This is a genomic window from Chryseobacterium sp. MIQD13 (assembly GCF_050496705.1).
Lineage (GTDB): Bacteria > Bacteroidota > Bacteroidia > Flavobacteriales > Weeksellaceae > Chryseobacterium.
This window is the reverse complement of record NZ_JBNWAF010000001.1, coordinates 322993-349398: the sequence shown is the minus strand read 5'-3', so window position 1 is coordinate 349398 and position 26406 is coordinate 322993. Positions and strand designations below refer to the sequence as shown.

Annotated in this window: 28 protein-coding genes; 10 read left to right on the top strand and 18 right to left on the bottom strand. The window is 38.0% G+C overall.

Annotated elements, in window-relative coordinates; all coding sequences use genetic code 11:
* A complete protein-coding gene (locus ACQWU4_RS01660; protein ID WP_429934026.1) occupies positions 1 to 936 on the bottom strand; it encodes an alpha/beta hydrolase in 936 nt (311 codons plus the stop codon).
* A 159-nt stretch (positions 937 to 1095) separates the two neighbouring features.
* Here ACQWU4_RS01660 and ACQWU4_RS01655 point away from each other — a divergent pair, with 159 nt between their 5' ends.
* On the top strand, positions 1096 to 1470 hold the full coding sequence (locus ACQWU4_RS01655) for a winged helix-turn-helix transcriptional regulator (RefSeq protein ID WP_429934025.1): 375 nt from the start codon (positions 1096 to 1098) through the stop codon (positions 1468 to 1470).
* A gap of 18 nt (positions 1471 to 1488) precedes the next feature.
* Here ACQWU4_RS01655 and ACQWU4_RS01650 read toward each other — a convergent pair whose 3' ends face one another.
* Positions 1489 to 2679, bottom strand: a complete 1191-nt coding sequence (locus tag ACQWU4_RS01650; RefSeq protein ID WP_429934024.1) for an MFS transporter — start codon at positions 2677 to 2679, stop codon at positions 1489 to 1491.
* A 436-nt stretch (positions 2680 to 3115) separates the two neighbouring features.
* On the opposite strand from ACQWU4_RS01650, the gene ACQWU4_RS01645 reads away from it, so the two are divergent.
* Both ACQWU4_RS01645 and ACQWU4_RS01640 read left to right on the top strand, forming a co-directional pair.
* Positions 3116 to 3865 (top strand): NUDIX hydrolase, encoded by a 750-nt coding sequence (locus ACQWU4_RS01645; RefSeq protein WP_429934023.1) that lies wholly within the window; start codon positions 3116 to 3118, stop codon positions 3863 to 3865.
* Between the two features lie 75 nt (positions 3866 to 3940).
* On the top strand, positions 3941 to 4672 hold the full coding sequence (locus tag ACQWU4_RS01640; protein WP_429934022.1) for an MBL fold metallo-hydrolase: 732 nt from the start codon (positions 3941 to 3943) through the stop codon (positions 4670 to 4672).
* Positions 4673 to 4688: 16 nt separating this feature from the next.
* Here ACQWU4_RS01640 and ACQWU4_RS01635 read toward each other — a convergent pair whose 3' ends face one another.
* Together ACQWU4_RS01635 and ACQWU4_RS01630 are read right to left on the bottom strand one after the other, a co-directional pair.
* The gene (locus tag ACQWU4_RS01635) at positions 4689 to 5030 is read right to left on the bottom strand and encodes a helix-turn-helix transcriptional regulator (protein WP_429934021.1); all 342 of its coding nucleotides are present in this window, start codon (positions 5028 to 5030) and stop codon (positions 4689 to 4691) included.
* A 431-nt stretch (positions 5031 to 5461) separates the two neighbouring features.
* Entirely contained in the window at positions 5462 to 6088 is a 627-nt protein-coding gene (locus ACQWU4_RS01630) for a CatA-like O-acetyltransferase (RefSeq protein WP_429934020.1), read from the bottom strand.
* 220 nt (positions 6089 to 6308) lie between these two features.
* Between ACQWU4_RS01630 and ACQWU4_RS01625 the strand changes: the two genes are divergently transcribed.
* Positions 6309 to 7154, top strand: a complete 846-nt coding sequence (locus ACQWU4_RS01625) for an NAD(P)-dependent oxidoreductase (RefSeq protein ID WP_429934019.1) — start codon at positions 6309 to 6311, stop codon at positions 7152 to 7154.
* 78 nt (positions 7155 to 7232) lie between these two features.
* On the opposite strand, the gene ACQWU4_RS01620 is transcribed toward ACQWU4_RS01625, so the two are convergent.
* The 5 genes from ACQWU4_RS01620 to ACQWU4_RS01600 all read right to left on the bottom strand — a co-directional run bounded on the left by ACQWU4_RS01620 (position 7233) and on the right by ACQWU4_RS01600 (position 10443).
* Complete coding sequence (locus ACQWU4_RS01620) at positions 7233 to 8036, bottom strand: helix-turn-helix domain-containing protein (protein ID WP_429934018.1); 804 nt, start codon at positions 8034 to 8036, stop codon at positions 7233 to 7235.
* An 18-nt stretch (positions 8037 to 8054) separates the two neighbouring features.
* Positions 8055 to 8459: a GlcG/HbpS family heme-binding protein gene (locus tag ACQWU4_RS01615; protein WP_429934017.1), complete on the bottom strand. Its 405-nt coding sequence runs from the start codon at positions 8457 to 8459 to the stop codon at positions 8055 to 8057.
* Positions 8460 to 9251 (bottom strand): SDR family oxidoreductase, encoded by a 792-nt coding sequence (locus tag ACQWU4_RS01610; RefSeq protein ID WP_429934016.1) that lies wholly within the window; start codon positions 9249 to 9251, stop codon positions 8460 to 8462. It abuts the gene before it with no gap.
* A gap of 107 nt (positions 9252 to 9358) precedes the next feature.
* Positions 9359 to 9889: a DUF4442 domain-containing protein gene (locus tag ACQWU4_RS01605; protein ID WP_429934015.1), complete on the bottom strand. Its 531-nt coding sequence runs from the start codon at positions 9887 to 9889 to the stop codon at positions 9359 to 9361.
* Positions 9886 to 10443 (bottom strand): TetR/AcrR family transcriptional regulator, encoded by a 558-nt coding sequence (locus ACQWU4_RS01600; RefSeq protein ID WP_429934014.1) that lies wholly within the window; start codon positions 10441 to 10443, stop codon positions 9886 to 9888. Before ACQWU4_RS01600 ends, ACQWU4_RS01605 begins: the two co-directional genes overlap by 4 nt.
* Before the next feature lie 177 nt (positions 10444 to 10620).
* Between ACQWU4_RS01600 and ACQWU4_RS01595 the strand changes: the two genes are divergently transcribed.
* From ACQWU4_RS01595 to pdeM, 4 genes are all read left to right on the top strand, one after another.
* Complete coding sequence (locus ACQWU4_RS01595) at positions 10621 to 11643, top strand: ligase-associated DNA damage response exonuclease (protein ID WP_429934013.1); 1023 nt, start codon at positions 10621 to 10623, stop codon at positions 11641 to 11643.
* Positions 11640 to 13220 (top strand): ATP-dependent DNA ligase, encoded by a 1581-nt coding sequence (locus ACQWU4_RS01590; protein WP_429934012.1) that lies wholly within the window; start codon positions 11640 to 11642, stop codon positions 13218 to 13220. The genes ACQWU4_RS01595 and ACQWU4_RS01590 overlap by 4 nt, the downstream gene beginning before the upstream one ends.
* A 1-nt stretch (position 13221) precedes the next feature.
* The gene (locus tag ACQWU4_RS01585) at positions 13222 to 15669 is read left to right on the top strand and encodes a ligase-associated DNA damage response DEXH box helicase (RefSeq protein WP_429934011.1); all 2448 of its coding nucleotides are present in this window, start codon (positions 13222 to 13224) and stop codon (positions 15667 to 15669) included.
* Between the two features lie 232 nt (positions 15670 to 15901).
* Complete coding sequence (gene pdeM, locus ACQWU4_RS01580) at positions 15902 to 16546, top strand: ligase-associated DNA damage response endonuclease PdeM (RefSeq protein WP_429934010.1); 645 nt, start codon at positions 15902 to 15904, stop codon at positions 16544 to 16546.
* 85 nt (positions 16547 to 16631) lie between these two features.
* On the opposite strand, the gene ACQWU4_RS01575 is transcribed toward pdeM, so the two are convergent.
* The 6 genes from ACQWU4_RS01575 to ACQWU4_RS01550 form a co-directional block, all read right to left on the bottom strand.
* The gene (locus ACQWU4_RS01575; protein WP_429934009.1) at positions 16632 to 17852 is read right to left on the bottom strand and encodes an MFS transporter; all 1221 of its coding nucleotides are present in this window, start codon (positions 17850 to 17852) and stop codon (positions 16632 to 16634) included.
* 149 nt (positions 17853 to 18001) lie between these two features.
* Entirely contained in the window at positions 18002 to 18958 is a 957-nt protein-coding gene (locus ACQWU4_RS01570; RefSeq protein ID WP_429934008.1) for a nitrilase family protein, read from the bottom strand.
* 60 nt (positions 18959 to 19018) lie between these two features.
* The gene (locus tag ACQWU4_RS01565) at positions 19019 to 19819 is read right to left on the bottom strand and encodes a DUF6597 domain-containing transcriptional factor (RefSeq protein WP_429934007.1); all 801 of its coding nucleotides are present in this window, start codon (positions 19817 to 19819) and stop codon (positions 19019 to 19021) included.
* A gap of 108 nt (positions 19820 to 19927) precedes the next feature.
* Entirely contained in the window at positions 19928 to 20161 is a 234-nt protein-coding gene (locus tag ACQWU4_RS01560) for a thioredoxin family protein (protein WP_429934006.1), read from the bottom strand.
* A 10-nt stretch (positions 20162 to 20171) separates the two neighbouring features.
* Positions 20172 to 21056, bottom strand: coding sequence for a dihydrodipicolinate synthase family protein (locus ACQWU4_RS01555; protein WP_429934005.1), 885 nt, complete (start codon positions 21054 to 21056; stop codon positions 20172 to 20174).
* 234 nt (positions 21057 to 21290) lie between these two features.
* Positions 21291 to 21746 (bottom strand): cupin domain-containing protein, encoded by a 456-nt coding sequence (locus ACQWU4_RS01550; protein ID WP_429934004.1) that lies wholly within the window; start codon positions 21744 to 21746, stop codon positions 21291 to 21293.
* A 102-nt stretch (positions 21747 to 21848) separates the two neighbouring features.
* Between ACQWU4_RS01550 and ACQWU4_RS01545 the strand changes: the two genes are divergently transcribed.
* The gene (locus ACQWU4_RS01545) at positions 21849 to 23294 is read left to right on the top strand and encodes a PLP-dependent aminotransferase family protein (RefSeq protein WP_429934003.1); all 1446 of its coding nucleotides are present in this window, start codon (positions 21849 to 21851) and stop codon (positions 23292 to 23294) included.
* 122 nt (positions 23295 to 23416) lie between these two features.
* Here ACQWU4_RS01545 and ACQWU4_RS01540 read toward each other — a convergent pair whose 3' ends face one another.
* Positions 23417 to 24562, bottom strand: coding sequence for an Atu1372/SO_1960 family protein (locus tag ACQWU4_RS01540; protein WP_429934002.1), 1146 nt, complete (start codon positions 24560 to 24562; stop codon positions 23417 to 23419).
* Between the two features lie 69 nt (positions 24563 to 24631).
* Here ACQWU4_RS01540 and ACQWU4_RS01535 point away from each other — a divergent pair, with 69 nt between their 5' ends.
* Positions 24632 to 25438 carry a helix-turn-helix domain-containing protein gene (locus tag ACQWU4_RS01535; protein ID WP_429934001.1) on the top strand — a complete coding sequence of 269 codons (807 nt, stop codon included), beginning with the start codon at positions 24632 to 24634 and terminating at the stop codon, positions 25436 to 25438.
* A 29-nt stretch (positions 25439 to 25467) separates the two neighbouring features.
* Here the strand turns inward: ACQWU4_RS01535 and ACQWU4_RS01530 are convergent, their stop codons facing one another.
* Positions 25468 to 25968 (bottom strand): CinA family protein, encoded by a 501-nt coding sequence (locus tag ACQWU4_RS01530; RefSeq protein WP_429934000.1) that lies wholly within the window; start codon positions 25966 to 25968, stop codon positions 25468 to 25470.
* 48 nt (positions 25969 to 26016) lie between these two features.
* On the bottom strand, positions 26017 to 26406 hold the full coding sequence (locus ACQWU4_RS01525; protein WP_429933999.1) for a hypothetical protein: 390 nt from the start codon (positions 26404 to 26406) through the stop codon (positions 26017 to 26019).

Here is a 26406-nt window from a genome sequence, read left to right as displayed (position 1 = left end):
CTATTTTTCTATAGTTTTAAGATGTTGATGAGCAAAAGCTGCCATTTCATTTACAGCCTGCTGTGTTTCATTCAGCACCTCTCCCATATGCATAAATCCGTGGACCATATCTTTATAAAAATGGGTGTGAACTGGAATCCCTGCATCTTTCATATGTTGTGCCAACACTTCACCTTCATCTCTTAATGCGTCATGCTCTGCTATGAAAACTAGTGTAGGCGGTGTATTTTTAAAATCTTCTATTAAAGCAGGAACAGCTAGCGGATTGGGATTGCTTGCGCCTTCAGGATGATACCATTGCCATGCCTGGATACCACCTTCCTTGTTGAGAACAGGGCCTGTTTCATAGGTCTTCCATGATTCTGTATTGAGCTGATTATCAGCAGCCGGATAAATCAATACCTGAAATTTCAGGAGCTCGCCTACCTGTGTTGAAACACTGGCTGCAAGGGCTCCGCCAGCGCTGTCTCCTATAATTCCTATCTGGTTGTTATCTATTCCCAGAGATTCAGCATTATTGCTGACCCATTTTACGATGTCGACACAGTCATTTAATCCTGCAGGAAAAGGATGTTCAGGAGCGAGTCGGTAATCAATAAAGATCACGGCTGCATCTGTTTTATTTGCTAATTTTCTTACGACAGCATCATGGGTTTCAAAGCTTCCGGCAATAAACCATCCGCCGTGTATGTAAATAATCGCCGATGATTTTTGTATACTTTTCCCTTTCGGACGATAAATGCGGATTGGAATCTGGTGGTTTTTCATAGGAACATTCAGTTCTTCTATCATTGCAACAGATTCTTTTTCTCCGCTGAGCTGGAGTGTCATTGTTTCAAGGTATTTCCTTGTATCATCCAATGAATCCTTTGCATTGAATGACTGTATTTTTTCTAAATGATTGATGATCTGCTTTATTGGTGATGTTAACTCCATTATTTTTTTGTTTTAATTAATGATATTTTTTAAGGGAATTTGAGCGCTATTGTTCCCGAACTGTTAGTTATTTTCAGTTTCTGAGGACAAAATTAATTTTCAAACCTTACATTTGCACTGTATACAGCTAATTGTATGGTACTAACAAATTTGTAAGCTATGAGGAAAATAAAGGAAAATTCGACGAATAACATCAACAAAAAGTACATACAGGAATGTGATCTCTCCTATGCGGTATGTAAGATTGGCGGAAGATGGAAATTGTTGATTCTAAACAGATTAAAAGACGGAAAGCTGCGTTTCAGTGAAGTCCGTGACAAGATCTGCGGAATCACAGAAAGAATGCTTACTCTTCAATTGAGAGAACTGGAAAAGGAAGGGTTGGTAAAAAGAACCGTTCATGCTGAAGTTCCTCCAAGAGTAGACTACGAGCTTACTGATATAGCCAGAGAACTGATTCCTATCTGGGAAGAACTGGAAAAATGGGGAAATAAGCACAGGGACTTAGCTCAGGGAAATATTGATAAGATTTAGTGAGACCGGAAGCCAGACTTAAGATTGAGATGTATTTACTTTATTACAAAACAGTACATGAGCTATGATCGCTAACAACCCAAAGGAAGTTCCCACAAAGCATACTCCCTCCCACTGCGCATATTGCCATGCCATAGAAGCCAGCCATGTTCCAAGTGACCCCCCGATGAAATAAGAAACCATATAAACAGTATTCAACCTGTTGACAGCGTTGGATTTAATTAAAAAATAATTGGTCTGGTTCATAATATGGCTTGACTGTACTCCAAGATCAACCAAAATAACACCAACAATCAATCCCCAGTAAGTTTCGCCTGCAAAATAGGTAAAAGCCCAGCTTCCCACCACAATACAAAGTGAATACAATATGATTCTATTGATATCCAGGTATTTCTGAAGTTTTCCAACTTTTGCAGCTGCCAATGCTCCTACTGCTCCTGCCAAACCAAAGCTTCCCACTACAGAAGAGCCCGCATTGAAAGGCGGTTTTTCCATATGAAAAACAAGCGTTGTGAATAATGCACACATGGATCCGAAAGCCATTGCTCCACGGAATGAAGCTAACTGCAGGATAGGCTGTGTTTTTGCAAGATGAACAACTGAACACATCAGTTCTTTATAAGTTCCCTTGAAATTAGGATGCATTTCCGGAAGCATTTTATAGACAGCCAGCCAAACCAGGACCATTAAGCCTGCTGCAATACCGAACATAGTTCTCCAGCCCCAGAGTTCACCTACAATTCCTCCGATAAAGCGCGATAAAAGGATTCCCAAAAGAAGTCCGGACATTACGAGCCCGATATTGGAAGATTTTTCTTTGTCGGAAGAAAGCTCTGCTGCGATAGGTACAAACAGCTGCGGAATTACCGAAGTAGCCCCTATCAGAAGACTTGCCGCATACAGCATCCATAATTCGGTAGCGAAAGTCATCCAGAGCAGAGATCCAAATACAAGAAATAAATCAAATAAAATTAATTTTTTACGAAAGAATTTATCCCCAAGAGGAACCAGCAGCAAAAGCCCAAGAGCATATCCTATCTGGGTAAGTACGGAAATTTTGCTTGCTGCACTTTCAGAAACGTGGAGATCGTCGGAAATAAGAGCCAGTAAGGGCTGGTTATAATAATTATTAGCCACTACCAGACCTGAAATAATAGCCATAAGCCAGATTACAGCACGGGAAATGCCGGGAGATGAGCTTGCCTGCATGATACGGTTAGAATTTATTTCAAATTTACATATAGAATGGATGTAGAAGAACGTATTTTCAGACTGTTAACAATTAATTATTCAAGGAAAATTGAAACAGAGCATCCCTCTAAAGATCATCAAAGGTAATCAATTTAAAAAAAAGAGACAGCTTACTGGAAACGGCCTCTTTCAATCAACTATGGCATTTAATCTTAAAATAAATTCAAGAACAGGAAATTGGGAGGTTTTTTCTTCAGTAATGGCTTTATAGAAAAATAAGCCGTGTGTTTTTTGTTTATTTTTAACGGGAAAAGACCTGTTAATATTTTGCAGTTGGATTTTTTTGTTGGATTATTTAAACAAATGTATTTTAAGTGTCTTTATTGAAAGGATTTTTAATGGAATTTCATTTTTTTTCAGCAAATTTGTGATAAAGCACATTTATACTGGTTCCATGGATTCAAAACAACAACTTTTACAGCAATCAGCTGAAGCCAAAGAGATTTTTCTGCCTCATATTTCTGCCGATCCTGTTATTTTTGGGTTTGAGCATAATGAACTTAAAGTTCTGCTTTTAAAAACCAATTACAGAAAAAAGTGGCTGCTTCCCGGCGGCTATGTAAGAAAAGATGAAGATCTGGATGAAGCCGTAAAAAGAATCCTCCACGAAAGAACCGGTGTGGCAGATATTTATCTTGAAGAATTTGGAGTATTCGGAAAGAAAAACAGAAGTGAATCCTATTTTGAAGATTTTGATGAAACTCTTTTTCAGAAACAGCGTTTCATTTCTGTAGGTTATTATGCGCTTTATAATCCATCAAAATTTAATATCATTCCGGATAAATACAGTGAAGCATGTGAGTGGATTTTCCTCAGCAGTTTGAATGACATTGAACTTGCAATGGATCATCGTGAAATTATTGAAAAAGCTCTCCTCATACTAAGACAGAAAATTGCGGCAATCCCTATCGGACGGAACCTTCTTTCTGAAAAATTTACACTTCCTGAGTTGCAGAAGTTATATGAAGCCGTTTTGGGAAGAGAGCTTAACCGGGGAAATTTTTACAGAAAAATAAAAAATCTGGGAATTCTGAAAAAACTTGATGAACAAAGACGTGGCGGAGCCCATAAAGCACCTGACCTCTACTCTTTTGATGAAGAACATTACATTAAAGCTATGGAAAACGGACTGAACAGCTGGTAACATCATTGTTTTTTCCAATGATTCCTATTGAAGAAAAGGCTTTCAGGTTTTAGAAATATTAGGGAAATTTGCAGCATGAAAATTATCCCGCTTAAAGAAGGCAATTTCTCAGCTAGCAAAACAAAAGATTTTACTCTTTTAACAGACGAAAACTTTGATACGGTTAAAGGAATTAAAATGTCGGTACAGCCTTTTCTGATTATAACAGCTAATGATTATATTCTTCTTGACGCAGGTATCGGGTGGAAAGATACTGATGGAAAAACTGTTATTTCTAAAGTATTAGAAGAAGAAAACATCAAACCTGAGCAGATCACCAAACTGTTGTTTTCCCATCTTCACAAAGATCATATTGACGGGAGTATTGAAAAAGCTGAAAATGGTTTCCGTCCAGCATTTCCAAATGCAAAAACTTATATCCAAAAACGTGAACTGGCCTTTGCTATGGAGAATAAAGGAAATCCTTCTTTTGATGCTGATATTTTGGAAAAGTTGATCACCCTGCAAAATATTGTATGGATGGATGAGGATCAGGGTAAAATTAATGATGAAATTTCTTTTGAAGTAGTTGGTGGACATACTCCTTTTATGCAGGTTTTCTGGATCAGGGAAGATGGAGAAACTGTTTTTTACGGTGCAGATAATCTTCCGCAGGAATCCTACCTGAAATATCATTTGGCCTATAAAAGTGATTTTGATGGCAGAAAAGCAATGGAATTAAGGCTGAAATGGCAGAAAGAAGCTGCAGAACAGCAATGGAAAATACTGCTTTATCATGATCTGGACAAAGCAGTAATCCAAATATAGTCTGATACAAAAAAAATTAAAGATCATTAAACCACTTATAGATATCCATTTCAGAAGGGATATTAAGTTTTTTCCTGATTCTGTTTTTTCTGTTTTGAATGGCTTTTGGAGTCACAAAAGTATAAGTTGCAATTTCCTTAGTCGTAAAGTTGAGTTTTAGGTAAATGCAGAAAATCAGTTCAGAATTTTTTAGACTGGTCTGTACTTTGGTGATTTTATCAAAAAAATCAGGGTAAACTAATCTGAATTTATTGAGCAGGCGTGGAGAATTTTCCTTAGCCAATGCTATAATCTCGTCCTGCATTAAAATCTTTTGGTTCAAATCTTCTAAATTGGATTGCGGTTTTTCGTTTTTCATAATATTTTTCTCATCTCTACTTATTTCTGATACACTATTTTTTGTACCAGTACAAAATCTCTCCTTGAGCTATGATAACAGCTATTTTATACTGAGGCTTTATTTATATTTCATAAATTTCTGATTCAATAGTATAATAAATACATTTTGTATGTTTAATTATTTTAAATGAAACAAAGAAAGAAAAAATGATTAAAATTATACTGAATTAAAATACCACATATGTACCACGTCGCTCTTATCAATAAGTGTAGTTATAAGTCGCTCATTTATTTATTTAAAACAAATGTAGCAGATACAGATTTTGTTTTTTATGATCTGAATCAATCTTTTTTGGGAATTATATTTTATGCCAGAGAGTTGAAAGTGTAACATAAGTTGCTTAAATTAAACCTGAGAATCCAATCTTCAGATCCCGGAACAAGCTTAGCTCATATATCAAGCTGTCTCTGAAACTCTTCCATATATCTTGCAAGATGAAGACCGTCCGCAAGCCCGTGATGCGCCTCCACAGAAACAGGAAGAAACTTCTTACCATCACGAATACTGAACTTTCCGAATGTAATTTTAGGAACAGACTCAGAATTATTAAAGTTGGTAGGATGCAGCAATGCGCTGAAAGAATTCCAGGGAATTGTAGTATGTCTGACCAGATCTTTGCCAAGATCACCATTATTTAGTCTAAGCCCGGTAGAATGTTGTACAGCTTCTATTTCCTGTTGCATCGCTTCATTAAACAGATCAAAATTTTCCGAGAAAGGGATAAATGCAAAACCGAAAGTGCCATCTGCCCTTGCAATAGTACTTCCCGCATGAATGGTATCATATAAAACGATCTGATCATCAACAATCCGCAGTTTAAGTTCATCCACTGCATTTACAGCGATCATAGATCTGTGAAGATAAGTAGCGAAAAAAGAATGGCTGTTTTCTTTTGCATAATCATAGGCTTTTGTGCAATCTACTTCAGTGGTAAAACCAAAATACGGGCTTGCCATTTTTGAGAAGAATTCAAAATGCTCTTTCCTGTTCCATTTTTCGATATCTATGATCTTCATTGATTTTTTTATTTGCTGCAAATTTCTGTAAGTTTTCCCGGTTTTAAAAATTATCAGAAAAGTATTATATATTTATTATATAAATAAATTATTGGAAAGATAATCCAAACTTAATATCAGAATGCTCTTTTTGGTCGGTTTTTTGATTCAAAACATACCTACATTATTACATTTTTAGGCTTTATCTAAAAGTCTTATTTAATTCACTGAAAAATAAAATATGGAGACAGAAAACATAGGATTTATCGGATTAGGGAATATGGGCCATCCAATGGCTAAAAATCTTGAAAAGGCAGGATTCCCGCTTTCAGTTTATAACAGATCACCCGAAAAATCTGAAGATTTTAAAGAGAAATCAATTGTTTATAATCAAATGCCTGATCTTATCAGTAACAGCAGCATCGTATTTACCATGCTTACTGATGACCATGCCGTTAGAGCTGTTTATGAAGAGATACTGAAATCAGATATCAGAGGAAAACTTTTTATAGATATGAGCACCATTTCCCCTCAGGCTACAGCAGAATTAAGCGGAGCGGTCAAGATAAAGGAAGCCTCTTTCATTGATGCACCTGTTGCAGGAAGTACAGGACCGGCAGCAGAAGGTACCCTGATCATTATGGCCGGTGGAGAAGAGAAAGACCTGCAGCGTGCTATGCCTTATTTTGAAAAGCTTGGAAAAGCGGTAAAACATTTAGGTGAAAATGGAAAAGGAATAGCCGGAAAACTTTCGATTAACTATTTTCTTTCCACTATTTACCAGGGATTGGCAGAAACGGTCCTGCTTGCAGATAAGCTGGGAATTGAGCGTACCTCCATGCTTGAAATTATTAATGAAAGCGCCAGCGGAAGTGGCGCTACCAAAGTGAAAACGCCTATGCTCATCAATAATCAGTATGATCCTGCTTTTGCACTGGATCTGATGCTAAAAGATATTCTTCTTGCCAAAAATGCCGGAGCCGATTTTCCTTTATCAAAAGTTTTGAATGAAACTTACCAGGCCGCCCACGATAACGGCTTTGGTAAAGATGATGTAATTGGCATTATCAATTATCTGAAAAAATAGGAACAGAAATACGAGATACTTTAACAGCAAAAGGAGCAATTACCAACTGCTCCTTTCTTATTATTAGTGTTTTTAAACTTAAACTTCACTGGTGGTAAGTCCAAATTTCTGTTTAAATGAATAGTAGAAATGGGATAGATTTTCAAATCCCAGCTCCAGATAAATGTCAGATGGCTTTTTGTTCTTATGACGGATCTGGTAATATGCTTCCTCCAGCCTTTTTTCTTTAAGCCACTGTTTTGGCGTATTATTAAATGACTTGCTGAAATCTCTTTTAAAACCCGAAAGACTGCGCCCGGTGAGCCTTGCAAATGTTTCCACAGGGACATTGAACATGAAATTTTTATTCATGAATTCCTTCAAATCAATCTTATGAGGTTCTGAAAAATCGAAAAGCAGGTTTTTAAATTCAGGATTGTTCTGGAGAATCAGCTCTATAGCTTCTTTCATTTTTAAAACCGCCAGTCTGGAAGTTGCTGTTTTTGTTTTATTGATATATGGAAGCAGAGATACAAAATATCCTTTGAAAAACTCATCAGGCTCAAAGAAAAGCTTTTCCTTGTCCGGAAATTTTTCTGATACTGTCATCTTATTTTCTGCCGCATACTCGCGAAGCGTCTCCTGATCAAGAGTAATGGAAACAAACTGGTATTTCTCATTCTTTGAAGGATATTTTATCGTACGGATCAGCTGATTTTTTCTGACCAGAACAACTGTATTCTCCCTGATAATAGTTTTCCCTTTGTCATGGAAAGCATGAGTCTCGCCAGACAGCTGAAAACCCAGAAAATGATCAGGAATAAATTCCTCATGTCCCCTGTAAGTTTCAAAAGCGCATGAATACACCAGTTTATCGAATATGATCTCAGAAGTTCTCTCCATAGTACAAATATCTGAAATTTAAGCCATAACAGCAGCACCTGCCGCAGCAATCTCTTTGTCCTGTTCAGGAGTTCCGCCAGAAGAGGCTATCGCTCCGATGATTTTCCCTTCCTTATCTTTGATCACTACTCCGCCTGCAATGGTGAGAAGTCCTTCATTGGAATTCAGCATACCATATCCATGAATATCCGCTCCTCCGATAATACTCCCCATCACATCACTGTCAATCCCGAACATTACTGCTGTCCTGGCTTTCTTCAGGGCAAAATCAATAACGCCGTACACGCTGTCCAGTCTCGCCAGCGCTACCAGATGCCCTCCCATATCCACAACGGCTAAACTTACCGGAATATTCATCGATCTTGCTTTTTCTATGGCTGCATTAAGTGATTTTGCAGCCTGTTCGTATGTGATATTCATCATTTAGCTTTTTGCAGTCCACGCATCAGCCTGAAGCTGTTTTACAAAATCTTCCGTTTCCTTAGGATGAACATTTCTGAAGTTGGAATTCTCATCCAGTGCTACATCAACAATTACATCAGCCATAGACTGCGGATCGAGCTGATGGGCAAGAGATTCAGCAACACCGTCAAAAGCAGATTCCGGAGTGAAATTCACCTTCGGATCATACCAGCGGAAAATAGAGTCTACTCCCCTGTCATTAAAGCCGGTTCCAAAAACTCCCGGATTACACGTTGCAATTTTGATATTGAATGGAGCCAGCTCAGTTTTTAAACCTTCCGCAATAGATTCCATCGCGTGCTTTGAAGCACAGTAAGCTGCTACATAAGGAACTGTCCATAAACCTCCCATTGAAGTGGTAAAGACAATTTTTCCCGGTTTTTTCTGATCGATGAACTTTTTCACAAAACCCTGAGCAAGCTCCAGTCCGCCGAAAACATTCACATCAAACATCGAACGGATAAATTCCAATGGCTGCTCTGCAATAGGCCCACCTTCCATGATACCGGCATTGCTGATCAGAATATCAATATCATATTTTTTTAAGATATAACTGATATCCTGTGAATTCTTTACGTCTAGTTTGTCAACTGTCAGTTCAATTCCCTGTTCCCCGGCTTCACGAATTAAATCACTCATTTGCGGATACACCTGTGTAGTCGCAATCACTTTATGCCCTTTTCTGGCAAGATCGAAAGCAGCTATCTTTCCGAAACCGCTTGCTGCACCTGTAATTAAAATTGTTTTGCTCATTTTGTTTTCTTATTGTTACAGATACAAATTTCAGAGGTTTCAGAAGAAAGATTATTGGTGAAAAGTTCAATGTTTTATTGTTGGAAAGTTCAGTTTAAACTGATTTATTAGGATGCCTGTTTTTTCAGTTCCCGCTTTTGTTTATAAAAACTTTTATCGGCAATATAGATGGTCTTCTTTATTTCGCAGTATAGGGTCTGCTTATTTTTGTCTGTAAGCTGTGTTGTTTTAACAATGACAATCTCATTTTCGGTTTTTATCCGCTCTTCTATTTCTTTTAGTTCTTCCTTTGTATAAATAAAATCTGCATAAAGATCAATATGAGCAGGACGTTTAAAAAAGATTTCCGCAGATTTGTCCCATATGACATATTTGTGGTCTGTGAGATATATCAGCTGTACCATTGGTATTGGGTCTACTGAAGAAAACATACTGCCCCCAAAAATAGTTCCCATATAGTTCCGGTTCTTATAACTAATAGGGAGTTTGATGCAGATATTTGATAAGTCCTCAGAAACAGATTGTATTTTGGCAGTACTTCTGCGGTACATAGGGGATAAATTAAATGCCCATTTAAACAATTTTGGCTGTCCAATAAACTTTGTCCCGTATTTACTCAATTTTTGATAAAAAGTCATTTTTCAAGTTTTAGATTGTTAATAATTTCATCCATTAAAATTTGAATTTCATCCTTCGTATACAGTCTTCCTATTTGGGCCAGTCCAACCAGCATAGATAAAATTTCCAAAGCCTTTAGCCGGCTGCTCTTGATCATCCGGAATTCCTTCTTATCAATACCGGATTCTAAGACGGCTGTTGTATGCAATAAAATAGTTTCATTAAATTCTTTCAGCTTTTCTGTGATCTTTTCATCCAGTGAATTATAGTCGGATGCTAAAGTACCCGTCAGGCAGATCTGCTGCTTATCAATAAGAAACAGATAATAGTTAAAAAGACCCTGAAGCTTCTCTGTTGCCGAAAGTTCATTCTGCGAATATTTCAGATTCAGAATACGCTGCTGATGCATTTCAATAATAGCCAGACATAGGTCTACTTTGGAGGGAAAGTGATAATGTATAGACGATGTTTTTATATTGATGCTTTTGGCTATATCAGCATAACTAAAGGCATTATAACCTTTTTCAGTCAGAAATTTATTTCCGATTTCAATAATTTTATCTTTGGTTTTCATAAATCTATTTACTAGTAGGTAGATTAAAATTACAAAATAAAATTGATATTGAGGATTTAATTTAAAAACTGTTTAATATTTTCACAGAAAATAAGATTTGGTCAGGTTTTTGAGGTTAAAATATAACCAAAACTCTATAAATTCATAAATTTTATAGAAAAATCAAAATATTTCCATTTGAAACTGATAACATTTACAAAGAAAGGCATTTACTGTCCACAGGGAAAATTCTATATTGACCCGTGGAGGCCGGTTGATCTAGCCGTCATTACACACGGACATGCCGACCACGCCCGCTGGGGTATGAAAAAATACCTTTGCCATCACTATACAAAACCAATTCTGTATCAGAGAATAGGGCCTGATATTGAATGTCAGAGCGTAGAATATGGTGAAACTGTAGTTATAAATGGTGTAAAAGTTTCGCTGCATCCGGCCGGACATATCATCGGATCAGCACAGGTGAGACTGGAATATAAAGGATATGTAACTGTAATTTCCGGAGATTATAAAGTACAGGAAGACGGTCTGAGTACACCGTTTGAACTGGTAAAATGCAACGAATTTGTTACAGAAAGCACTTTCGGGCTGCCGATCTATAACTGGCTGGACGTTCCTGATCTCAACAAAAAACTTCAGACATGGGTCCTTAAAAACCAGGAAAATTCGAAAACATCAGTATTTATAGGATATTCTCTTGGAAAAGCCCAACGTATAATGAAAGCCGTGGAAGGCCTTGGAAAAATATACATTCACTACTCCATAGGAAAACTCAATGAAGCTTTTGAATCTGTAGGAATAGACCTTCCGGACTATAAAATTGCAGATTTCCGGGAAAATGTAAAAGAAGTCCAGCATGAAATTGTCATTGTTCCACCGGCACTTTTAGACAGCAGTATTATCCGGAAAATACCGGATGCGGCCACTGCAATTTGCTCTGGCTGGATGCAGGTTCGCGGGGCAAGAAGATGGCGCAGTGCAGACGCAGGATTTGCCATGAGCGATCATGCAGACTGGAAAGGATTATTGCAGGCTGTAAAAGCCACAGAAGCGGAAATTGTACACGTAACCCACGGACAGACTGAGATTTTTTCAAAATATCTAAATGAAATTGGGATTAAAGCAGATGTTGTACAAACCCAGTTCGGCGAAGATGAAGAAGAGGCTGAAAAAGAAATCATTGAAAATCCGGAGCCATGAAACATTTTGCAGATTTGATCAATGCATTGGAAACTACCAATAAGACCAATGCTAAAATAGATGCCATTATCGATTATCTGGAACGTGCTCCGGACGAAGATAAAGTATGGTTCATTGCGCTGTTTACCGGAAAAAGACCAAAAAGAAACGTCAATACCAATTATATGAAAGAATGGGCCCTGGAGATAGCACAACTACCATTCTGGCTCTTTCAGGAAAGCTATTCTTCAGTGGGAGACCTCGGAGAAACCATTTCGCTCATTCTTCCGCCTCCATCAGAAAAAATTGACCGTACCCTTTCCCAGTGGATGACTGATATTGTTAATTTAAAAGATAAATCAGAAGCTGAAAAAAAAGAATTTGTATTACAGTCATGGAACGGTCTGGATTATACAGAAAGATTGATTTTCAATAAATTATTAGGAGGAAGTTTCCGCATCGGCGTTTCTGATAAAACGTTGATCAACGCCCTTACTAAATTTACTTCTCAGGAATCCAGTGTGCTTACTCACAGCCTTATGGGAAAATGGATTCCCGGCGAGGTTTCGTTTCAGGAACTGATCTCTGCAGAAAATATCAATCCGGATAACTCAAAACCTTATCCGTTCTGTCTGGCTTATCCGCTGGAAAAAGAGCTGGAAGAACTTGGAAATCCCCAAGACTGGCAGATAGAATATAAATGGGACGGAATCCGTGGTCAGATCATCCGGAGGAATGATGAAGTTTTCATTTGGTCAAGAGGCGAAGAGTTGGTAACAGACCAGTTTCCGGAAATAAAAGAAGCAGTACAGGCAATGAAAGGAAACTTTGTTTTAGATGGAGAAATACTTGCGGTAAAGGATTCTAATGTTTTAAATTTTAACGAATTACAGAAAAGATTAAACAGGAAAACTTTAACAAAGAAAATGCTGGTGGATATTCCTATTGAAGTCTTTGCATATGATCTGCTGGAGCTGGAAGGAACCGATCTCCGGGAAAAAACGATGGCAGCCAGACGGGCTATGCTGGAAGAAGTATTGCTGAACGAACCCCCTCAGAATATTAAATTATCCCAGGTCATTAATTTTGAAAAATGGGAAGATCTCAATACCATATGTGAAAAATCAAGGGAGATCAACAGTGAAGGTCTTATGCTGAAACAAAAAAACTCGCCCTATCATTCCGGAAGGAAAAAAGGTGACTGGTGGAAGTGGAAAGTAAGTCCTTTAACCATTGATGCCGTTCTTATCTACGCCCAAAAAGGAAGCGGCAGAAGAAGCGCCTATTACACCGATTATACATTTGCCGTAAAAAACGGAGATTCTTTGGTTACTATTGCCAAAGCCTATTCCGGATTAACGGATAAAGAGATCATGGAAGTCAGTAAATTCGTCAACAAAAATGCCATTGAAAAGTTCGGTCCAGTACGCACAGTAAAGGCTGAACTGGTCTTTGAAATTGCTTTTGAAGGCATAGGTTTCAGCAGCAGGCACAAAAGCGGTGTTGCCCTGAGATTTCCAAGAATTGTAAGGTGGAGGAAAGATAAAACTGTAGATGAAATTGATGAACTAGAAGAAATAAAAAAACTGATCCAGTAATTTGAAAGCATTTGAAAATACCAACGGATTTAAGGTCATTCAGCAGTGGATGGCTGATAAAGGTATATCCCCATTCAAATTTCAGATCGATACCTGGCAGAAATTCGGAAACGGATACAGCGGAATGGTTGTAGCGCCTACAGGTTTTGGAAAAACATTTTCTGTTTTCCTGGCCCTGGTTTCAGATTTCATGAACAATCCGGACGCTTATAAAAAAGGCCTGAAAATGATCTGGATCACCCCGCTCCGCTCCCTGTCTAAAGATATTGCCAAAGCTATGCAGGAAGCTATGGATGAAATAGGCCTCGACTGGACCGTTGGCGTACGGAATGGAGATACCGACCCTAAAGTAAGACAGCAGCAGGTAAAAAATATGCCGGAAATACTGGTGGTTACCCCGGAAAGTCTTCACCTGCTTTTAGGCCAGAAAAATCATGAGCGATTCTTTCAGCATATGAAATGTGTTGCAGTAGATGAATGGCATGAGCTGTTGGGATCAAAACGTGGTGTTATGGTAGAGCTTGCCATTTCCCAGCTGAGAAAATATGTCCCTAAAATGAAAATATGGGGAATCACGGCAACTATTGGAAACCTTGATGAAGCAATGGATGTTCTGCTCCCCTATGACATCAAAAAAACAAAAATCACAGCAAAAGAATACAAAAAAATAGATATTCTTCCGGTAATTCCTGATGAAATTGAAATCCTTCCCTGGGCCGGACATTTAGGGGCAAAACTAGCTGATAAAATAGTCCCGATTATCCTCGATTCAAAATCTACCATTGTATTTACGAATACCCGCAGCCAGAGTGAAATGTGGTACCAGCTTTTACTGGATGCCTATCCCGATTTTGCAGGCCAGATCGCCATTCATCACAGTTCTATTGATGCCCACCTCAGGATCTGGATTGAAGAAAATCTAAGTGCGGGAAAACTGAAAGCCGTTGTATCCACTTCTTCCTTAGATCTCGGAATAGATTTTAAACCCGTAGATACTGTCATACAAATAGGTTCCGCAAAAGGCGTCGCTAGGTTCCTGCAGCGGGCCGGACGAAGCGGGCACTCCCCTTTTGAAACCTCAAAAATTTACTGTGTCCCCACTCATTCCCTTGAACTGATTGAAGTGGCAGCATTAAAGGAAGCCGTGAAGCAAAAAGTAATAGAACCCCGCGAACCACAGGTTTTATGTTTCGATGTATTGGTCCAGTTTCTGATGACTCTGGCACTCGGTGATGGGTTTTATCCCGATGAAACCTTTGAAAGGATAAAAAAAGTATTTGCTTTCCAGGAAATGACAGCGGAAGAATGGAAAAGCATCCTGGATTTCCTTACCATTGGTGGAAGTGTTTTAAAAAGCTACGAAGAATTCCATAAAATAGTAATTATGGAAGATGGCCTGTACAAGGTGACTTCAAGGAAAATTGCCATGCTTCACCGCATGAATACGGGCGTTATTGTGAGTGATGCCATGCTTAAGGTTAAATTTATTTCCGGTGGCTATATCGGAATGGTAGAAGAATATTTTATTTCCAGATTAAAAAAAGAAGAAAAATTTATTCTCGCCGGCCGGACTCTTGAAGTAGCTATGATCAAAGATATGACGGTTTATGTCCGGTCAGCAAAAGGAAAAGCCCTGGCTCCGAGTTATCTGGGCGGAAGACTGCCGTTAAGCTCAAATTTAGGACATTTTCTAAGGGAAAAGCTATCTCATGCCTTAAACCCGAAAGCTTCAGAAAAAGAACTGAAATTTTTACATCCGTTATTGGTCAATCAGGAAAAAAATTCCCACATTCCAAAAGATGATGAATTCCTCGTAGAGCTGATCAAAAACCGGGAAGGTTACCATCTTTTTATGTATCCGTTTGAAGGCCGTCTCGTGCATGAAGTAATGGCTGCACTCATTGCCTACCGCATTTCCAAACTGGCTCCTATTTCGTTTTCTATGGCCATGAACGATTACGGTTTTGAACTGTTCAGCGACAAAGAAATTCCCTTACATGAAGATAACCTGGAAAAGATCCTGACCCGTGAAAATCTGATGAATGACGTTATCGCAAGTATCAATTCTGCAGAAATGGCAAGACGGAAATTCCGGGATATTGCAGTAATTTCAGGCATGGTGATCCAGAATTATGCAGGAAAACAACGCTCCAATAAATCACTGCAAAGCTCCGCAGGGCTTATCTTCAAAGTACTTGAAGACTATGACCGCGATCATTTCCTTGTAAGACAGGCCTATACGGAAGTTTTCAATATGCAGCTTCAGGAGCAGCGTCTTGTGGAAGCCTTTAAAAGAATCGAAAAATCAAAGATCATTTTGAAATATTCCCATACCTTTACACCGCTCAGTTTCCCGATCAAAGTAGACAGTTTGAGGCAGACACTTTCAAGTGAAAGTCTCGATGCTAGGATCAGGAAAATGGTGGAACAGGCGAGGAAAAATGGTTGATTACTTTAGTTGTGGGATTCGAGCTTAGAGATTCGTATTTTATAGATTAAGCCATGAAAATTACATTATGACAAACTTATCTCGACCCAAATTCCCCTTCTCTGAAGGGGTGGATTTTTGCACAGCAAAAAGACGGGGTAGTTAAAACAGCAAACCTTCTTATTCACTCATTATAACACCCATTGTCAAAAAAAATCATAAATACATTGTACACCAATACATCATACAAAAATTGAACATCACAGTAAAAAATATCACGCTCCTCAACGAAGTTTTCACTTTAACCAATCAGCGGGCAGCCTTCTGGGAAAAGGAAAAAGCATTGATCCTGTCTGATCTTCATATAGGAAAGACAGCGCATTTCAGAAAAAACGGCATTGCCCTGGCCAATCATATCATGAAAAGCGATCTCGAAAGACTCTCCGTTCTTATCGAGTATTTTCAGCCGGAAAAATTCATTGTCGTCGGAGATTTGCTTCATGCCGGAGACAATTCTGATGTAGATGAATTTTGCAGCTGGCGGAATCAGTACCCGGATCTTCATTTTTACCTCATTAAAGGAAATCATGACCGTTTATCTTCGGCACTTGAAAAAAAGCTCTGTTTAAACTTTAGTTCTGATTCTCTTACGATTGACGGTTTTACTTTTATTCACGATTTTGATGAACAATTTTCAGAATTTCAGATTACGGGACATATTCATCCCGGTGTTGTCCTGAATTCTTCTGTGAAAAGTATCAGACTTCCTTGTTTTGTACAGACGAAAAGCCAGCTGTTACTTCCTGCATTCAGTGAATTTACCGGATTGGATACCAAAAATATTCCCAAAGGAGGAAAATTTTTTGTGTTTACGGATTCAGAAATTCATGAGATATAATAAAGCCGAGATTATACCTAAATATATAAACCAAAAGACCACCTTAAAAAAGACAGTCTTTTGAAAATATAATAAACAGGTGAAATTATTTTTGACCTTTGCTCAAACGAATACTGTAAATTGTGATCAATACGGTTGCCAACAGAAATAAAGCTCCTATCCATGGCGTACTTGCCAGTCCTAAACTCGAAGTTACAATAATACCTCCCGTATAAGAGCCAATAGCAATCCCAATGTTGAAAGCAGCAATATTGATTCCTGATGCTACATCTTCTGTACCCGGAAGCTCTTTTTCTGCGATCTGCACCACCAAAAGCTGAAGTCCGGGTACGCTGGCAAATGACAGGCCGCCTAAAAGAAATAACGTAATAATGCTTAAGATTTGATTTTGTGCTGTAAAATAGAAAGCAAGCAGTACAAGTCCCTGTGCTGCAAACATCCACAGAAGTGCTTTTAAAGGGTTTTTATTGGCTGTTTTTCCACCCAGAAGATTTCCCAGAGCAATTGCAATTCCATAAATAAGAAGAATAAAAGTAACGGTAGATTCCTGAAATCCTGTAATTTCCTGTAAGATTGGTGACAGATAAGTGAAAACCACAAACGTTCCCCCATACCCCATTGCAGTCATTAAAAATGCAAAGATCATACGTTTGTTCCCGAATACTTTTGGCAGGCTTTTTAAAGAAGCTGTCTGGTCGCTTTTGAGGCTTTTCGGAACCAGAAGCATACTGGCCACCAAACCAATAATTCCCAGAATGGAAACACCTATGAAAGTTGCCCTCCATCCGAAATGCTGTCCGATAAACGTTCCCAGAGGAACTCCTGTTACAATGGCAAGCGTAAGTCCTGCAAACATGATTGAAATGGCTGTAGCCCGTTTTTCTTCAGGAACCAGGGATGCAGCAATAGTGGAACCGATTGAAAAATAAACCCCGTGTGCAAATCCGGTGAGAATTCTTGCCATTACCAGCGTTATAAATCCCGGAGCAATGGAAGCCAGTCCGTTTCCTATAACGAATAGGGCCATAATTGAAATCAATAGTGTTTTGCGGGGTATTTTCCCTGTTAGTGCTGTAAGAATGGGTGCTCCGATAGCAACCCCAATGGCATATAAGCTCACAAGAAGCCCTGCCGAAGGAATGCTGATGCCTAAATCTCCTGCCACGGTAGGAAGAAGTCCCACGATCACAAATTCTGTGGTTCCTATTCCGAAAGCACTTATTGTTAATGCCCACAGTGCTGCAGGAAGTCCTTTGCCTTTTACAGCAGAATTTGTATTAATCTGTATTTCTTTTTGATAATTCATTAGATTGGATTTTGTTGTGTTTGACTATGCAAATTTCCGATGAATTATTGTATTATAAAAATTATTTAAATTCTAGTTTATTATCAGAATAATAATAGTTTGTTTACGTAAGATTTCTGTTCTTTTGCATTAAATCCAATAGTTTTATTTTAAAGATTCTTATCCTTCATCCAGACTACTTTCTGCTCCGAGTAATGCTCCATACCGATGATCTCTCTGTAGAGTTCAGGTCTTCTTGCTTTAATATATCTGTTTCCTCCGGCCTGAGTAAGTTTTTCGGCAGTAAAAACAGCAGTTTCAAAGCTGTCTTCGAATGAGCGGCATTCTGCAATGATATCTCCAAAGGGATCAATGATCATCGAACAACCGTTTTTGAGCTGATCGTCATCCATACCGATAGGATTTGAGAAAACTACGTAAATTCCATTATCATAAGCTCTTGCAGGCAGCCATTTCATCAGCCAGTCCCGTCCTTTCATTCCGTCAAACTCCAGACGAAGTGATGTTGGATCAGTTTCTCTTCTTTTCCATAATTCAGGATCTACAAACCCTGCTCCCGGTCTTGTGGAGGGAGTACACATAGTCACATGCGGCATAAAGATTATATCTGCTCCCAAAAGCCTTGTTGCTCGTACATTTTCAATAATATTGTTATCATAACAGATCAGAATTCCACATTTCCATCCGTGAAGATCAAAAATACAGTATTCACTTCCGGGAGTCAGATGAGGATTGATGAATGGATGAAGCTTTCGGTATCTGGCTTTCAATCCGGTTTGATCAACACATACATAAGCTTTGAAAATAGCATCATTTTCATCCTTTTCGAAAAGCCCCGCCAATATGGTAATATTGTGTTGAGCAGCAATCTGCTGTAATTTTTGAATGCTTTTTCCCTCAGGAATCAGCTCTGCAATATCCAGAAGCTGCTCTTTTGAAAGATTTCTGGCAAATGTATAACCGGTAACTGAACATTCGTGGAAAGCAATAACCTGTGAACCTTTGGCAGCTGCTTCAGCCGCCAGTTTTTCTATTACAGAAAGATTATATTCTTTGTCCCCGCTTTTATTTTCGAACTGGACTGTTGAAATTTTGAGATTGTTCATCTTTTTTTCCTACAAAACTAGCATGCGGATTCTTCCGAAAATTGTAAAAAACCGACATTCTTATCGTAACTCAATGAAATTGACAGCCAGTTTATTTTCTGTTTTTAAATACTGGTTTGGAGTAAGGCCGATATTATTTTTAAAGTCTTTGATTAAATGGGACTGGTCGGTATAGCCTGCATCATGAGAAAGCCCTGCAGTACTTTCATTGTCAACATTTTTTTTCATGAGATTGATGAAATGATGAAGACGGACGATACTTCCGTATTTTTTAGGGGTTAAACCCATATAATGCTCAAATTTTCTTTCAAGATGCCGTTCGGAATATCCGGTGAACAATTCCAGATCTTTTGAAGAAACTGAGCCTTTGTTTTTAAGCATTAATTGCTGAACAGCTTTGATCAGCTCATGATCGGAACTGATTTTCCCGGCAAGGAATTTCGTAAAGAAATGATTCAGTTGAGTGATAATAAATTCAGGATCTTTTCCTGTTAAAAGGTATTCCTGAAATGGTAACAATTCATATTTTAAAATATCTTCAGCTGAAATAATCTGGTTTTTGGCTTCTTTTGAAGAGATTTTAAGAAGCATATTAAGGAAATAAGGCTGAAAAACTACAGCAATCATAGAAAATGCTCCTTCTGCAGTAAAATCTTTGTACCCGGCAGGCTGTCCATAGAAAAAAGAAGGCGGAAGATGATCCTTTGAAATACCTGTATAAAGGCTCTGACTCCCTGACAAAATCAATCCAGTGCTGCCATCAGTAAATAACCTGAGGTTTTTACATTTACTTCCTGCATCCTCCAAAAAGATGTAATGCCGGATATAAGATGACAAATGCCTGGATGGTTTGATCTGCATTATGTAAAATTACACAGAATAAATATCTTCATTGTATAATTTAAACGAAAAAATTTAATCAATATGAAAGGAAAAGGCGGCTGATATTCTCGAAGCCGCCAGTAATTTTTATTTCTTCACATCCTCCATTGATGCTCCGAAATTAATATGCAGAACATTCCCATTCGGCGTTACCAAAGCTGGGACAGATTTTACACCTGCTTTCTCTGCTTCTGCAATTTTATTTCTGTCGTTTCCTAAATGTACAATTTCAACATTCTCTGTACCGATAAGATTAACAATATCATGTTCCGCACTTAGACATACAGGACATCCTGCGTGATAAAAAACTGATTTTTTCATAAGGTTTAAATTAATTTAAAAGGGTTTTAATAATATTTTTAAGCTCTTCCGTTTCCTTTTCTGTCAAAGGTTTTAGCGGGCTTCTTAAATTTCCGCCTTCTTCTCCTAAAATATTCAGACCTGCTTTGACTGCTCTTGGCAATCCTTTACTGACAATAAATTTCAAAAGATCAAACTGTCTGTAGAAAATATCTTTTGCTTTTTCCAAATCTCCTCCTTCAATAGCATTGTACAGATTTACATTCAGCTCCGGGATCAGATTGGGGGCTGCAGTACACCATCCTCTTGCGCCGGCAGTAAACGCAGATAATGCCAGAGGATTGGAACCATTGTAGAAAGCAGTTTCCTCACCAAGCTCTTTTCTCAGATAATGCATTCTCTGGATATCTCCTGTACTTTCCTTGATCATGGTAACATTCGGGATTTCCAAAAGCCTTTTGAGAAGGGCCGGTGACATATCTACCCCACTGGTTGCCGGATTGTTATATGCCATGATGGGAATTGAAATTTTACAGGCAACTGCATCATAATGAGCAACGATTTCATCATCTGTCAGTTTCCAATAGCTCATTGGGATAATCATTACGGCATCAGCTCCGGCTTTTTCAGCAAATCTGGCATGATGGATAGTTTTTTCTGTTGTAAGATTGGATACTCCAACCAATGTTGGAACTCTTCTGTTAGTCTGTTGTATGGAAGCTTCTGTTATGGCTTCTTTTTCCTCATCAGATAAATAAGGCATTACTCCTGTACTTCCTAATGGCGCAATTCCGTGGCTTCCGGAAACGATAAGTCTTTCTACTAACTTTTTAAAAAGAGGAATATCTACTTTTTCATTCTCGTCGAAAGGCGTAATGGGATAAGCAATGATTCCTTTGAATGGAATATTTTTCATGTTTTGTTTATTTAAATTTAAAATGATTTGCAGAATCTTTTAAGAAAATTTAAGCCGTCAGGAGATCAAATTAAGTTATCGTTGAGTTTAAAAATCTCTCTTTCATCATCATACTTTTATGATGAGATTTTAAACTTAATTAAGAAATAATGGCTGGTTTGGTTTTAAACTTAAAATCAGAATGATCTTCCTGACGGACTTAAACTTTATCTGCCCCTTAATAATGCAGTTATATTAAAGATCTCTTCCCTCTTCTTCTCTCAGGGCTACTCCCAGGTTCTGTAACTGTGGTGCATTTTCACAGGCTAAATATTTGGCAGGTTCTGTATCACTAAGGTTCTGGTGTTTATGCCATGCCCATGAAGGAATATATACAGCGTCACCTGCTTCCCAATGCACTCTTTCATCCTCTACTTCCGTCCAGCCTTTTCCTTCTATCACGTACAGTACAGTTTCGTAAGTGTGGCGGTGTCTGTTGGTTTGCTGTCCCGGAGTAAGACCGCCAATCGTCATACTTACATTTTTGCTTGGAAGGTCTACGAAGAAAACCGGATGTTTTCTTTCCGTTGAAAACTGGTTGTGCTCTCCAGCATTTTCAACATTTTTATGGATCAGATGGGTTGGTTTTACATACTTTGGTCTTGCAAACGTTTCGTGAAAATCTTTTGAGCTGAAATTTTTCTTGTCCATGATGTTTAAAATTTTATATGTTTTGTGCTTTATTGCCTGACAAAATTACCTTACATTTGGACTGTTTAAATGATTCAGTTTTTATATTAATTGGTAGTCCAGATGCTTCGTCCTTGGAAATTAGAATTTGAAATAGATAAAAAGCTTGAAAAAGCGGTTTACCTGCAGATTGCAGATACTATTATTACGGATATACGTTCCGGAAGGCTCAAAGCAGGCGATACACTTCCTGGAAGCAGAAATCTTGCAACAATGCTGAAGATTAACAGGAATACTGTGGTTGAAGCCTATCAGGTGCTTATTAATGAGGAATGGGTGGTCTCTAAAGAAAGAAAAGGAATCTTTGTATCTGACAGGCTTCCGGCGTTGCATGAAACTCCGGACAATAGAAGTAAGGAAACAGAAGATGATTCATCAGCATTTAGTACAGCAATAATTAATTTTGATGATGGGCATCCGGATAGCAAAATAGCTCCGGTTACTGAACTGGCGAGAGCATACCGGCAGATCTTTAACCGAAAAGCGAAATGGCAGATGATGGGTTATGGAAATGAACACGGAGACACAGAGTTCCGTAAAACCATTTCTCAAATGCTGAATCATCAGCGGGGAATGCATATCAGCGAAAATGAAATTTCGATTACGAGAGGAAGTCAGATGGCTATGTTCCTGACTGCTCAGTGTCTTTTAAAGGAAGGAGATCAGGTTATTGTAGAAAATCCGGGATATAAACCGGCCTGGAAAGCATTTGAGTATGCAGGAGCAGAATTACTGGCTGCTGCAGTAGATGATGAAGGAATCAGTATTGAAGATATTGAGAAACTTTTAACCGGAAACAAAAATATAAAAGCCATATATATTACTCCTCACAGACAATATCCTACAACGGTTACTTTAAGTTTAGCACGACGACTTAAATTAATAGAACTCTCAAACAACCATGGAATTACTATTATCGAAGATGATTATGATAATGAGTTTCATTTTGGTTACCGCCCTATTCTTCCCGTTTCCAGTTTTGCTGAACTTAACAGCTATGTTTACGTAGGTACATTGAGCAAAGTAGTTGCTCCGGCTTTAAGAATTGGTTATCTGGCATCCAAAAATCCAAATCTGCTTCAGAAAATAGGTGATTTGAGGAAAATCATTGATGTTCAGGGTGATGTAATTATGGAACAGGCAGTTATGCAGCTGATAAAAGAGGGAGCCGTAAAAAAACATATTAAAAAAGCTACCGTCCATTATAAAAACAAAAGAGATTTTGTATACAGCCTGTTGGAAAAATATTTGAAAGATATTGTTGATTTCACCCTACCTGAAGGAGGTCTTGCTTTCTGGATTGTTCCAAAAGAAGATCTCAACTGGGATACTGCAACAGCTTCATTGCTGGAAAAAAGCATTAAAATTATTCATCCTAAACAGTATAGTTATAATAATATCATTAACGGATTCAGGCTCAGTTATGGCTCACTTTCTCAAGAACAGCTGGAGAAAAGCATAAAAATAATTTCCGAAGTTCTCAGATATCAAAAAGCAAAGTCTAAATAAGCTTAATAAAATAAAAATCTGCTTAATCTGCACAATCTGAGAGAGTTTAAAATTGATTTTTTCTTTTTTTGTCTCTCAGATTGTGCAGATTAAGCAGATCTAAAGTTTTATATACAAAGAATCTATTCTACTTCAAAAACAGCCTGTATTTCCACTGAAGAATTCACAGGAATAGATGAAGCTCCTAAAGTAGCTCTGGCGTGTTTCCCTTTTTCTCCAAAAACTTCTACTGTAAGATCCGATGCTACGTTCATCAGGTCTGCATGTTTCGTATAATCGTCTTTTGTATTGAAAATACCTGTCAGTTGCACGCATTGTTTTACCCTGTTGAGATCTCCACCTACAGCTTCTTTTAAAACAGCAATAACGTTAAGCATTGTTGCTCTTGTTGCTTCTTTTACCTGTTGCTCATTAACGTCAACACCTAATTTTCCGGGATTTAAAATTTTTCCCTCTTTCAAGGCAACCTGGTTGATGAATACAAGGTTTCCGGAACGTACAAAAGGTTTATAATTTCCGGCAGGCTGTGGAACCTGTGGCAGAATAATATTTTTCTGTTTCAGAAGATCATTAACATCCTGGGTTTTTTCCGGGGTTGCAGCTGCTATTTGCTTTTTAGAAAATGTACCTTTTAAAGCCAGAGCAGTTTTAGCAAAATTTCTTCCCTGAAGTTCTGCCAGTCCGCGTTCATCTTTTGTAGGTCGTTCAATATCTTTCAATGATGCCATACTTGTTACTCCTAAAACCGTATTCCCCTGGGGAATTGTTTTATTGATATTTTCGGTTCCTCTGATCCCGTTGGAAACCAATACCATTCCGTGAACGGCTAAAGTATTCCAGAAGGCATTAAGGGCAAGCTCTTTTCCTGCTCCGCTTCCTGCAGACATAAAAACAGTTGCAGGCATTCCTTCCAGTGAATGATTGGTCCATAAATTAACTGTTTTAGACAGAAACTCGCTCATTCCTGTGCTGATATTTCCAAAATAGACCGGAGATCCGAAAGCAATTCCATCATAAGAAGGCAGCTCATTCACTGATGCTACAGGAATATTTTTCAGCTTTGGATTTTGGGATTCTTTTACCTGTTTAATCACTGCTGTAGCATTTTTATTACTCTCGATACCGGATGCTACTTCTTTTGCCAGTTCATAGGTTCCTCCATTATCCGAATGGATGAGAACCAATATTCTGGCTTTATTGTCCTGTGCCATAACTGTAGTGATTTTTAATAATAAAATTAATACAAAAACTGTACTTAGTTTCTTCATCTTTAATTGAATAAATAATTGCATTACAAAATTAGTATTGTCGTTTTTATTAAATTTGCCAAAAATTCCATGCAGAACGACATGATAAAATGCGGTTTAAAAGAACAGACCAACAGCGGATTTGTAGATACTATTGAAAAAGAAGCCTATGTCTGGTGTGAAAAAGACTGGAAACATGACGATCATGAACATGCTCATCAACGTGCCCAACTTACTTTTGTGGAGGAAGGATACCAGTATTTTCATATTGAACAGAAAATCTATATTGTACCACAGCATCATGTCATCTGGATTCCTTCTGGAAAAGCACACAGAATTACCTCGGAGGCAAAAACGGTCAATTTAATGGTCTTTTTATTTAAAACTGTTTTTAATGATGAATTTTACCGGAATGTTCATGTTTTTGCAGTTCCTCCGGTTTTGAAAGAAATGCTTCTGTATGCTTCCAAATGGAATCAGCTGATTGAAGAAGATGAAGAGCAGGATCTGTTCTTTAAAGCTATTTTAAAAAGTCTTCCAAATTTCTGCAAGGAAAGCAGCTATCTTGAGATTCCTGTTCCTTCTGATGTAAGGCTTATTCCCGTTTGTACTTATATCAAATCAAATTTTAAATACAGCTTACATGCTGATGAACTGGCAGAAAAAGCAAAGATGTCCGTAAGAAGCCTTCAGAGAATATTTAAAAATGAAACAGGAATTACCCTTCAGAAATACCTTCAGCTTGTAAGGATACTGAAGAGCATAGAATTGCTTGACACACAGCAGTATACTTTAAGTCAGATTGCTTATAAAGTCGGTTATCAGAGCCTGTCCGCTTTTACCACTTCCTACTATTCGATTATGAAAACAAAACCTAAAGTGAAAAAGATCAGTTAAGATTTACTTTTTAATTCATTCATCAGAAACTATTTTAAGATCAGGAGCTGGTTAATTTCGCTTTTAAAGCATCCAAGAATAAACTCTGTATAATATAACTGGGCATTAAGAGCTTGTGTTTTGGGATGCAGTTCCAGTTTTTTGGTCAGGATAATTTCTCCTTTATAGGAAAAGGCAAAATAGGTAAAGATTTTATATGATGAGTTTCTGATTGGCGTGCAGTAACCTGTTGTAGCAATTGACCAGTCAGAATCAAATATTTTGGCTACACTAAGGGCCATGGTCCGGGCAATGGCTTCTGATACACAATCGCATTCCTCGGCTTCTTCTTTTTCTACATTCAGGAGTTTTATTTTTTGTTGCAGTGTATAGGCTGTCATTCCACCGTTGTAAAACAGTGTGGCATTGGGCATTTGTGAAAAAGCCAGCTGCAGGCATCCTGATGTAACGCTTTCTGCAATGGAAATTGTCTCACCTGCGGTCATGAGAGACTGGCTTATGTATTCTAAAAGACTTTTCTGAAATTCCATAATTTTAGATATTTAGTGGTGTGAAGGTGTTAAAAAGTAAAACTACAATCATTCTGTTCCTGTTCTGCCCTTTTCCAGAGTACTTAACAGTTTGCTGAGATATTCTTCTTCTTTTAATACTTTATAATATGCTGTTTTGGCATATAGAGTGAAGGATGTATTTTCAATATTTATTTCTGTATTCTTCAGATTGGACGGAGAAGAGGTTCTTTCATTATGATACTCCCGGATGTTCAGAATATATTCTTTGGTATAGGTGTCGATTACGTTTTTCAGAATATCACATTTTGCATTATTTTTTATCTTTTCCAATGATTTGATTAGGAACGCGGTAACTCCGTAAAAATTGATCACGCTCGGAAACAGAGATTCATTCTCTATCACATTGTTCTTATCATTCAATCCGGAATGCTTTAAAGTGTCATTTTCAAATATCAT